Raw genomic sequence first — 11,225 nt, forward strand, 5'->3', positions numbered from 1 at the left:
CGATGTTCCTGAAAACCGAATCATTTGAATATAACGGTGTGAGCGTCACGCTTTCTGAACTGTCAGCCCTGCAGCGAATTGAGCATCTCGCCCTGCTGAAACGACAGGCAGAACAGGCGGGATCCAGTCTCAATCGACAGGTGAGCGTGGAAGATCTCGTCAGAACCGGTGCTTTTCTGGTGGCGATGTCCCTGTGGCATAGCCATCCGCAGAAGACAAAGATGCCGTCCATGAATGAAGCCGTTAAACAAATTGAGCAGGAAGTGCTTACCACCTGGCCCACAGAGGCAATTGCTCAGGCTGAAAATGTGGTAATGCGTCTGTCCGGTATGTCTGAGTTTGTTGTGAATGATGCACCTGAACAGGCAGATGACGCCGGGCCCGCAGAGCCTGTTTCTGCGGGAAAGTGTTCGACGGTGAGCTGAGTTTTGCCCTGAAACTGGCGCGTGAGATGGGGCGACCCGACTGGCGCGCCATGCTTGCCGGGATGTCATCCACGGAGTATGCCGACTGGCACCGCTTTTACAGTACCCATTATTTTCATGATGTTCTGCTGGATATGCACTTTTCCGGGCTGACGTACACCGTACTCAGCCTGTTTTTCAGCGATCCGGATATGCATCCGCTGGATTTCAGTCTGCTGAACCGGCGCGAGGCTGACGAAGAGCCTGAAGATGATGTGCTGATGCAGAAAGCGGCAGGGCTTGCCGGAGGCGTCCGCTTTGCCCCGGACGGAAATGAAGTTATCCCCGCTTCCCCGGATATGGCGGGCATGACGGAGGATGACGTAATGCTGATGACAGTATCAGAAGGGATCGCAGGAGGAGTCCGGTATGGCTGAACCGGTAGGCGATCTGGTCGTTGATTTAAGTCTGGATGCGGCCAGGTTTGACGAGCAGATGGCCAGAGTCAGGCGTCATTTTTCCGGTACGGAAAGTGATGCGAAAAAAACAGCGGCAGTCGTTGAACAGTCGCTGAGCCGACAGGCGCTGGCTGCACAGAAAGCGGGGATTTCCGTCGGGCAGTATAAAGCCGCCATGCGTATGCTGCCTGCACAGTTCACCGACGTGGCCACGCAGCTTGCAGGCGGGCAAAGTCCGTGGCTGATCCTGCTGCAACAGGGTGGTCAGGTGAAGGACTCCTTCGGCGGGATGATCCCCATGTTCAGGGGGCTTGCCGGTGCGATCACCCTGCCGATGGTCGGGGCCACCTCGCTGGCGGTGGCGACCGGTGCGCTGGCGTATGCCTGGTATCAGGGCAACTCAACCCTGTCCGATTTCAACAAAACGCTGGTCCTTTCCGGTAATCAGGCAGGACTGACGGCAGATCGTATGCTGGTCCTGTCCAGAGCCGGGCAGGCGGCAGGGCTGACGTTTAACCAGACCAGCGAGTCACTGACGGCGCTGGTGAATGCCGGTGTGCGTGGTGGTGAGCAGTTTGAGGCAATCAGCCAGAGTGTGGCGCGTTTCTCCTCTGCATCCGGCGTGGAGGTGGACAAGGTCGCTGAAGCCTTCGGGAAGCTGACCACTGACCCGACGTCTGGGTTGACGGCGATGGCGCGCCAGTTCCATAACGTGACGGCGGAACAGATTGCGTATGTTGCTCAGTTGCAGCGTTCCGGCGATGGGGCCGGGGCATTGCAGGCGGCGAACGAGGCCGCAACGAAAGGGTTTGATGACCAGACCCGTAAACTGAAAGATAACATGGGTACGCTGGAGACCTGGGCAGACAAGACTGCACAGGCATTCAAATCCATGTGGGATGCGGTGCTGGATATTGGTCGCCCGGACTCATCTGCAGATATGCTCGCCAAAGCTGAAAAGGCTTTTGATGAAGCGGATAAAAAATGGCAGTGGTATCAGAGCCGAAGCCACCGGCGCGGTAAAACGTCAGCATTTCTTGCCAATCTCCGGGGGGCATGGGAGAAGAGAGAGAATGCGCGACTTGGGCTTTCAGCCGCCACGTTGCAGGCAGATCTTGAAAAGGCCAGTGAGATGGCAGCAAAAGATCGGGCCGAGTCTGAGGCATCACGGCTGAAATATACCGAAGAGGCGCAGAAGGCTTACGAACGCCTGCAGACACCGCTGGAGAAATATACCGCCCGCCAGGAGGAACTGAATAAGGCACTGAAAGACGGAAAAATCCTGCAGGCAGATTACAACACGCTGATGGCGGCGGCGAAAAAGGACTATGAAGCGACGCTGAAAAAGCCGAAGCAGTCCGGCGTGAAAGTGTCTGCGGGCGATCGTCAGGAAGACAGTGCTCATGCTGCCCTGCTGACGCTTCAGGCAGAACTCCGGACACTGGAGAAGCATGCCGGAGCGAATGAGAAAATCAGCCAGCAGCGCCGGGATTTGTGGAAGGCGGAAAGTCAGTTCGCGGTACTGGAGGAGGCGGCGCAACGTCGCCAGCTGTCCGCACAGGAGAAATCCCTGCTGGCGCATAAAGATGAGACGCTGGAGTACAAACGCCAGCTGGCTGCACTTGGCGATAAGGTCACGTATCAGGAGCACCTGAACGCGCTGGCGCAGCAGGCGGATAAATTCGCACAGCAGCAACGGGCAAAACGGGCAGCCATTGAGGCGAAAAACCGGGGGCTGACTGACCGGCAGGCAGCGCGGGACGCCACGGAACAGCGCCTGAAGGAACAGTATGGCGATAATCCGCTGGCGCTGAATAGTGTCATGTCAGAGCAGAAAAAGACCTGGGCGGCTGAAGACCAGCTTCGCGGGAGCTGGATGGCAGGCCTCAGGTCAGGCTGGAGTGAGTGGGAAGAGAGCGCCACGGACAGTATGTCGCAGGTTAAAAGTGCAGCCACGCAGACCTTTGATGGTATTGCACAGAATATGGCGGCGATGCTGACCGGCAGTGAACAGAACTGGCGCAGCTTCACCCGTTCCGTGCTGTCCATGATGACAGAAATTCTGCTTAAGCAGGCAATGGTGGGGATCGTCGGGAGTGTCGGCAGTGTCATTGGCGGTGCATCCGCGTCAGGCGGTACAGCCATTCAGGCCGCTGCGGCGAAATTCCATTTTGCAACCGGAGGATTTACGGGAACCGGCGGCAAATATGAGCCAGCGGGGATTGTTCACCGTGGTGAATTTGTCTTCACGAAGGAGGCAACCAGCCGGATTGGCGTGGGGAATCTTTACCGGCTGATGCGCGGCTATGCCACCGGCGGTTATGTCGGTACACCGGGCAGCATGGCGGACAGTCGGTCGCAGGCGTCCGGGACGTTTGAGCAGAATAACCATGTGGTGATTAACAACGACGGCACGAACGGTCAGATAGGGCCACAGGCGCTGAAGGCTGTTTATGACGTAGCCCGTAAGGCGGCAATGGATGTTGTGACCGGGCAGATGCGTGATGGTGGCCTGTTCTCCGGAGGTGGACGATGAAGACCTTCCGCTGGAAAGTGAAACCCGGTATGGGTGTGGCTTCGGTCCCTTCTGTAAGAAAGGTGCGCTTTGGTGATGGCTATTCTCAGCGAGCGCCTGCCGGGCTGAATGCCAACCTGAAAACGTACAGCGTGACGCTTTCTGTCCCCCGTGAGGAGGCCACGGTACTGGAGTCGTTTCTGGAAGAGCACGGGGGCTGGAAATCCTTTCTGTGGACGCCGCCTTATGAGTGGCGGCAGATAAAGGTGACCTGCGCAAAATGGTCGTCGCGGGTCAGTATGCTGCGTGTTGAGTTCAGCGCAGAGTTTGAACAGGTGGTGAACTGATGCAGGATATCCGGCAGGAAACACTGAATGAATGCACCCGTGCGGAGCAGTCGGCCAGCGTGGTGCTCTGGGAAATCGACCTGACAGAGGTCGGTGGAGAACGTTATTTTTTCTGTAATGAGCAGAACGAAAAAGGTGAGCCGGTCACCTGGCAGGGGCGACAGTATCAGCCGTATCCCATTCAGGGGAGCGGTTTTGAACTGAATGGCAAAGGCACCAGTACGCGCCCCACGCTGACGGTTTCTAACCTGTACGGTATGGTCACCGGGATGGCGGAAGATATGCAGAGTCTGGTCGGCGGAACGGTGGTCCGGCGTAAGGTTTACGCCCGTTTTCTGGATGCGGTGAACTTCGTCAACGGAAACAGTTACGCCGATCCGGAGCAGGAGGTGATCAGCCGCTGGCGCATTGAGCAGTGCAGCGAACTGAGCGCGGTGAGTGCCTCCTTTGTACTGTCCACGCCGACGGAAACGGATGGCGCTGTTTTTCCGGGACGTATCATGCTGGCCAACACATGCACCTGGACCTATCGCGGTGACGAGTGCGGTTATAGCGGTCCGGCTGTCGCGGATGAATATGACCAGCCAACGTCCGATATCACGAAGGATAAATGCAGCAAATGCCTGAGCGGTTGTAAGTTCCGCAATAACGTCGGCAACTTTGGCGGCTTCCTTTCCATTAACAAACTTTCGCAGTAAATCCCATGACACAGACAGAATCAGCGATTCTGGCGCACGCCCGGCGATGTGCGCCAGCGGAGTCGTGCGGCTTCGTGGTAAGCACGCCGGAGGGGGAAAGATATTTTCCCTGCGTGAATATCTCCGGTGAGCCGGAGGCGTATTTCCGTATGTCGCCGGAAGACTGGCTGCAGGCAGAAATGCAGGGTGAGATTGTGGCGCTGGTCCACAGCCACCCCGGTGGTCTGCCCTGGCTGAGTGAGGCCGACCGGCGGCTGCAGGTGCAGAGTGATTTGCCGTGGTGGCTGGTCTGCCGGGGGACGATTCATAAGTTCCGCTGTGTGCCGCATCTCACCGGGCGGCGCTTTGAGCACGGTGTGACGGACTGTTACACACTGTTCCGGGATGCTTATCATCTGGCGGGGATTGAGATGCCGGACTTTTATCGTGAGGATGACTGGTGGCGTAACGGCCAGAATCTCTATCTGGATAATCTGGAGGCGACGGGGCTGTATCAGGTGCCGTTGTCAGCGGCACAGCCGGGCGATGTGCTGCTGTGCTGTTTTGGTTCATCAGTGCCGAATCACGCCGCCATTTACTGTGGTGATGGCGAGCTGCTGCACCATATTCCTGAACAACTGAGCAAACGAGAGAGGTACACCGACAAATGGCAGCGACGCACACACTCCCTCTGGCGTCACCGGGCATGGCGCGCATCTGCCTTTACGGGGATTTACAACGATTTGGTCGCCGCATCGACCTTCGTGTGAAAACGGGGGCTGAAGCCATCCGGGCACTGGCCACACAGCTCCCGGCGTTTCGTCAGAAACTGAGCGACGGCTGGTATCAGGTACGGATTGCCGGGCGGGACGTCAGCACGTCCGGGTTAACGGCGCAGTTACATGAGACTCTGCCTGATGGCGCTGTGATTCATATTGTTCCCAGAGTCGCCGGGGCCAAGTCAGGTGGTGTATTCCAGATTGTCCTGGGAGCAGCCGCCATTGCCGGATCATTCTTTACTGCCGGAGCCACCCTTGCAGCATGGGGGGCAGCCATTGGGACCGGTGGTATGACCGGCATCCTGTTTTCTCTCGGTGCCAGTATGGTGCTCGGTGGTGTGGCGCAGATGCTGGCACCGAAAGCCAGAACTCCCCGTACACAGACAACGGATAACGGTAAGCAGAACACCTATTTCTCCTCACTGGATAACATGGTTGCCCAGGGCAATGTTCTGCCTGTTCTGTACGGGGAAATGCGCGTGGGGTCACGCGTGGTTTCTCAGGAGATCAGCACGGCAGACGAAGGGGACGGTGGTCAGGTTGTGGTGATTGGTCGCTGATGCAAAATGTTTTATGTGAAACCGCCTGCGGGCGGTTTTGTCATTTATGGAGCGTGACGAATGGGTAAAGGCGGCAGTAAGGGGCATACCCCGCGCGAAGCGAAGGACAACCTGAAGTCCACGCAGCTGCTGAGTGTGATCGATGCCATCAGCGAAGGGCCGGTTGAAGGTCCGGTGGATGGATTAAAAAGCGTGCTGCTGAACAGTACGCCGGTGCTGGACAGTGAGGGGAATACCAATATCTCCGGCGTCACGGTGGTGTTCCGGGCCGGTGAGCAGGAGCAGACACCGCCGGAGGGATTTGAATCCTCCGGCTCCGAGACGGTGCTGGGTACGGAAGTGAAATACGACACGCCGATCACCCGGACCATCACGTCGGCAAACATTGACCGACTGCGTTTTACCTTCGGTGTGCAGGCACTGGTGGAAACCACCTCAAAGGGGGACAGGAATCCGTCGGAAGTTCGCCTGCTGGTTCAGATACAACGTAACGGTGGCTGGGTGACGGAAAAAGACATCACCATTAAGGGCAAAACCACCTCGCAGTATCTGGCCTCGGTAGTGGTGGATAATCTGCCGCCGCGCCCGTTCAACATCCGGATGCGCAGGATGACGCCGGACAGCACCACAGACCAGCTGCAGAACAAAACGCTCTGGTCGTCATACACCGAAATCATCGATGTGAAACAGTGCTACCCGAACACGGCACTGGTCGGCGTGCAGGTGGATTCGGAGCAGTTCGGCAGCCAGCAGGTGAGTCGTAATTATCATCTTCGCGGGCGCATTCTGCAGGTGCCGTCGAACTATAACCCGCAGACGCGGCAATACAGCGGTATCTGGGACGGAACGTTAAAACCGGCATACAGCAACAACATGGCCTGGTGTCTGTGGGATATGCTGACCCACCCGCGCTACGGCATGGGAAAACGTCTTGGTGCGGCGGATGTGGACAAATGGGCGCTGTATGTCATCGGCCAGTACTGCGACCAGTCAGTGCCGGACGGCTTTGGCGGCACGGAGCCGCGCATCACCTGTAATGCGTACCTGACCACACAGCGCAAGGCGTGGGATGTGCTCAGTGATTTCTGCTCGGCGATGCGCTGTATGCCGGTATGGAACGGGCAGACGCTGACGTTCGTGCAGGACCGACCGTCGGATAAGGTGTGGGCCTATAACCGCAGTAATGTGGTGATGCCGGATGATGGCGCGCCGTTCCGCTACAGTTTCAGCGCCCTGAAAGACCGCCATAATGCCGTTGAGGTGAACTGGATTGACCCGGATAACGGCTGGGAGACGGCGACAGAGCTTGTTGAAGATACGCAGGCCATTGCCCGTTACGGTCGTAACGTCACGAAGATGGATGCCTTTGGCTGTACCAGCCGGGGGCAGGCGCACCGCGCCGGGCTGTGGCTGATTAAAACGGAACTGCTGGAAACGCAGACCGTGGACTTCAGCGTGGGTGCGGAAGGGCTTCGCCATGTACCGGGGGATGTCATTGAAATCTGCGATGATGACTATGCGGGTATCAGCACCGGCGGGCGCGTGCTGGCGGTGAACAGCCAGACCCGGACGCTGACGCTCGACCGTGAAATCACGCTGCCATCTTCCGGCACCACGCTGATAAGCCTGGTTGACGGGCAGGGGAGTCCGGTCAGCGTGGAGGTTCAGTCCGTCACCGACGGCGTGAAGGTGAAAGTGAGCCGTGTTCCTGACGGCGTTGCTGAATACAGCGTATGGGGGCTGAAGCTGCCGACGTTGCGCCAGCGCCTGTTCCGCTGCGTGAGTATCCGTGAGAACGACGACGGCACGTATGCCATCACCGCCGTGCAGCATGTACCGGAAAAAGAGGCCATCGTGGATAACGGGGCGCACTTTGACGGCGACCAGAGCGGTACGGTAAATGGTGTCACGCCGCCAGCGGTGCAGCACCTGACCGCAGAAGTCACCGCAGACAGCGGGGAATACCAGGTGCTGGCGCGCTGGGACACGCCGAAGGTGGTGAAGGGCGTGAGCTTCCTGCTTCGCCTGACCGTGGCAGCGGATGACGGCCGTGAGCGGCTGGTCAGCACGGCCCGGACGACGGAAACCACTTACCGCTTCACACAACTGGCTCTGGGGAACTACAGGCTGACAGTCCGGGCAGTAAATGCGTGGGGGCAGCAGGGCGATCCGGCGTCGGTATCGTTCCGGATTGCCGCACCGGCAGCGCCGTCGCGGATTGAGCTGACGCCGGGCTATTTTCAGATAACCGCCACGCCGCATCTTGCGGTTTATGACCCGACGGTACAGTTTGAGTTCTGGTTCTCGGAAAAACGGATTGCGGATATCAGGCAGGTTGAAACCAGCGCGCGTTATCTTGGTACGGCACTGTACTGGATAGCCGCCAGTATCAATATCAAACCGGGCCATGATTATTATTTTTACGTTCGCAGTGTGAACACCGTTGGCAAATCGGCATTCGTGGAGGCTGTCGGTCAGCCGAGTGATGATGCATCAGGCTATCTGGATTTTTTCAAAGGCGAGATAGGGAAAACCCATCTGGCTCAGGAGCTGTGGACGCAGATTGATAACGGTCAGCTTGCGCCTGACCTGACTGAAATCAGGACGTCCATAACGGATGTCAGCAATGAAATAACACAGACCGTCAATAAGAAACTGGAAGACCAGAGTGCAGCGATCCAGCAGATACAGAAGGTTCAGGTTGATACAAATAATAACCTGAACAGCATGTGGGCAGTGAAGCTGCAGCAGATGCAGGACGGACGCCTTTATATCGCGGGTATCGGTGCCGGTATTGAGAACACCCCTGACGGCATGCAGAGTCAGGTGCTGCTGGCGGCGGACAGGATTGCGATGATTAATCCTGCAAATGGCAACACAAAACCGATGTTTGTTGGTCAGGGTGATCAGATATTCATGAATGACGTGTTCCTGAAACGCCTGACGGCTCCCACCATTACCAGCGGTGGAAATCCGCCGGCATTTTCCCTGACACCGGACGGAAAGCTGACCGCTAAAAATGCGGATATCAGTGGCAGTGTGAATGCGAACGCCGGGACGCTCAACAATGTCACGGTAAATGAAAACTGTACGATTAAGGGCATGCTGGAGGCGACTCAGGTCAGAGGTGACTTCGTTAAAGCTGTATCCAAATCATTTCCGAAACAGGCTGGTACGTGGGGTAACACGGAAACACCAAACGGGACGGTTACAGTCACCATAAGCGATGATCATAACTTTGACCGTCAAATCATTATTCCGCCCATTATCTTTAACGGAATAGCGTATAGCGATCCGGGAAGTGGTAATAACCCGGGAGGTACAAGATACACGGGTTATGGTTTTGAAGTTCGCAAAAACGGTGTATTAATCGCATCCAGAGAAACTAAAGGGGCCATTCCCGGTAGCTACAGTGCGGTTATTGATATGCCGAGTGGCAGGGGAAGCGTCACTCTGGAGTTTAAGGTTTTCCATAAAGGCAATCAGTGGGCAGGTAATATCACCGACTGTACGGTGATTGTGACCAAAAAAGCCGCTTCCGGCATCAGTATTCGTTGAAATTGTTATAACCCATATAAGGGCACCAGAAATGGTGCCTTTTTTATTGCAGAAAAGCGAGAGGTAATTATGCGTAAACTTTATGCCGCCATTTTGTCCGCAGCCATTTGTCTGGCCGTATCCGGTGCGCCTGCATGGGCATCTGAACATCAGTCCACGCTGAGCGCGGGGTATCTTCATGCCTCGACGAACGTTCCCGGCAGCGATGATCTTAACGGGATTAACGTGAAATACCGTTATGAGTTTACGGACACACTGGGGCTGGTGACGTCATTCAGCTATGCAGGAGACAAGAATCGCCAGCTTACCCGTTACAGCAATACCCGCTGGCATGAAGATTCCGTGCGTAACCGCTGGTTCAGCGTGATGGTGGGGCCGTCTGTGCGCGTGAATGAATGGTTCAGCGCGTATGCGATGGCGGGTGTGGCTTACAGCCGTGTGTCGACTTTCTCCGGGGATTATCTCCGCGTAACTGACAACAAGGGGAAAACGCACGACGTGCTGACCGGAAGTGATGACGGTCGCCACAGCAACACGTCTCTGGCGTGGGGGGCTGGCGTGCAGTTTAACCCGACCGAATCCGTGGCCATTGATATTGCTTATGAAGGCTCCGGCAGTGGCGACTGGCGCACTGACGGTTTCATCGTGGGTGTCGGTTATAAGTTCTGATTAGCCAGGTAACACAGTGTTATGACAGCCCGCCTGTTCAGGCGGGCTTTTTTGTGGGGTGAATATGGCAGTAAAGATTTCAGGTGTACTGAAAGACGGCACAGGAAAACCGGTACAGAACTGCACAATCCAGCTGAAAGCAAAACGTAACAGCACCGCGGTGGTGGTGAACACGCTGGCCTCAGAAAATCCGGATGAAGCCGGGCGTTACAGCATGGATGTTGAGTATGGTCAGTACAGCGTCATCCTGCTGGTTGAAGGTTTTCCGCCTTCACATGCCGGGACCATTACCGTCTATGAAGGTTCCAGTCCGGGGACGCTGAATGATTTTCTCGGTGCCATGACGGAAGATGATGTCATGCCGGAGGCATTGCGCCGTTTTCAGGAAATGGTGGAAGAAGCGGCACGCAACGCTGAAGCCGCCTCTCAGAGCGCAGCGGCGGCAAAGAAATCCGAAACCGCAGCGGCATCATCGAAGAACGCGGCGAAAACCTCAGAAACGAATGCAGCTAACAGCGCACAGGCAGCAGCGGCCTCACAGACTGCATCGGCAAACTCCGCGACAGCAGCCAAAAAATCAGAAACCAACGCGAAAAACAGTGAGACAGCCGCAAAGACGAGCGAAACCAACGCAAAGTCCAGCCAGACGGCAGCGAAAACCAGCGAAACGAATGCCAAAGCCAGTGAAACTGCAGCGAAAAATAGCCAGAATGCAGCAGCCGAAAGCGAGAGCGCGGCAGCCGGTTCTGCGACTTCAGCAGCCGGATCAGCAACTGCTGCGGCTAACAGCCAGAAAGCTGCGAAGACGAGTGAAACTAACGCAAAGTCCAGCCAGACAGCGGCGAAGACCAGCGAAACGAATGCCAAAGCCAGCGAAACTGCGGCGAAAAGCAGTCAGGATGCAGCAGCCGAAAGCGAGAGTGCTGCAGCTGGCTCTGCAAGCGCGGCGGCTGCTTCTGCCACTGCATCAGCCAACAGCCAAAAAGCAGCAAAAACCAGTGAAACCAACGCAAAGGTGAGCGAAACAGCGGCTGCGAACTCAGCGAAAGCATCGGCAGCAAGCCAGACGGCAGCTAAAGCAAGTGAAGATGCAGCCAGAGAGTATGCAAGCCAGGCAGCAGAGCCGTATAAATATGTCTTACAACCGCTGCCTGATGTGTGGATACCGTTTAACGATTCACTGGATATGATTACGGGCTTTTCGCCATCATATAAAAAGATTGTTATTGGTGATGATGAAATAACAATGCCTGGCGAC

10 protein-coding genes are annotated in these 11,225 nt (G+C 56.4%); all 10 read left to right on the top strand.

Translation table 11 applies throughout. The features are described 5' to 3' along the window. Positions 1 to 2: 2 nt before the first annotated feature. Positions 3 to 425 carry a phage tail assembly chaperone G gene (gene gpG / locus ACJHX3_RS23190; protein WP_000479193.1) on the top strand — a complete coding sequence of 141 codons (423 nt, stop codon included), beginning with the start codon at positions 3 to 5 and terminating at the stop codon, positions 423 to 425. Further along, the gene (locus tag ACJHX3_RS23195; RefSeq protein WP_000459451.1) at positions 407 to 841 is read left to right on the top strand and encodes a phage tail assembly protein T; all 435 of its coding nucleotides are present in this window, start codon (positions 407 to 409) and stop codon (positions 839 to 841) included. The genes gpG and ACJHX3_RS23195 overlap by 19 nt, the downstream gene beginning before the upstream one ends. After that, positions 834 to 3,398 (top strand): phage tail tape measure protein, encoded by a 2,565-nt coding sequence (locus tag ACJHX3_RS23200; RefSeq protein WP_410236214.1) that lies wholly within the window; start codon positions 834 to 836, stop codon positions 3,396 to 3,398. The genes ACJHX3_RS23195 and ACJHX3_RS23200 overlap by 8 nt, the downstream gene beginning before the upstream one ends. Then, complete coding sequence (locus ACJHX3_RS23205; RefSeq protein ID WP_023356237.1) at positions 3,395 to 3,724, top strand: phage tail protein; 330 nt, start codon at positions 3,395 to 3,397, stop codon at positions 3,722 to 3,724. Before ACJHX3_RS23200 ends, ACJHX3_RS23205 begins: the two co-directional genes overlap by 4 nt. Beyond that, positions 3,724 to 4,422 carry a phage minor tail protein L gene (locus ACJHX3_RS23210; RefSeq protein ID WP_001152639.1) on the top strand — a complete coding sequence of 233 codons (699 nt, stop codon included), beginning with the start codon at positions 3,724 to 3,726 and terminating at the stop codon, positions 4,420 to 4,422. The genes ACJHX3_RS23205 and ACJHX3_RS23210 overlap by 1 nt, the downstream gene beginning before the upstream one ends. A gap of 5 nt (positions 4,423 to 4,427) precedes the next feature. Then, positions 4,428 to 5,171, top strand: a complete 744-nt coding sequence (locus ACJHX3_RS23215; RefSeq protein ID WP_000194783.1) for a C40 family peptidase — start codon at positions 4,428 to 4,430, stop codon at positions 5,169 to 5,171. Beyond that, the gene (locus ACJHX3_RS23220) at positions 5,168 to 5,740 is read left to right on the top strand and encodes a tail assembly protein (RefSeq protein WP_000847669.1); all 573 of its coding nucleotides are present in this window, start codon (positions 5,168 to 5,170) and stop codon (positions 5,738 to 5,740) included. Before ACJHX3_RS23215 ends, ACJHX3_RS23220 begins: the two co-directional genes overlap by 4 nt. A 60-nt stretch (positions 5,741 to 5,800) precedes the next feature. After that, positions 5,801 to 9,298, top strand: coding sequence for a host specificity protein J (locus tag ACJHX3_RS23225; RefSeq protein ID WP_094322928.1), 3,498 nt, complete (start codon positions 5,801 to 5,803; stop codon positions 9,296 to 9,298). A 69-nt stretch (positions 9,299 to 9,367) separates the two neighbouring features. Beyond that, positions 9,368 to 9,967, top strand: a complete 600-nt coding sequence (locus ACJHX3_RS23230; RefSeq protein WP_410236215.1) for an Ail/Lom family outer membrane beta-barrel protein — start codon at positions 9,368 to 9,370, stop codon at positions 9,965 to 9,967. Between the two features lie 64 nt (positions 9,968 to 10,031). After that, the coding region (locus tag ACJHX3_RS23235; protein WP_410236216.1) for a prophage tail fiber N-terminal domain-containing protein at positions 10,032 to 11,225 on the top strand (1,194 nt) is incomplete at its 3' end.

Origin of the sequence: Escherichia sp. WS1265 (assembly GCF_046487585.1) — a bacterium.
Lineage (GTDB): Bacteria > Pseudomonadota > Gammaproteobacteria > Enterobacterales > Enterobacteriaceae > Escherichia > Escherichia coli.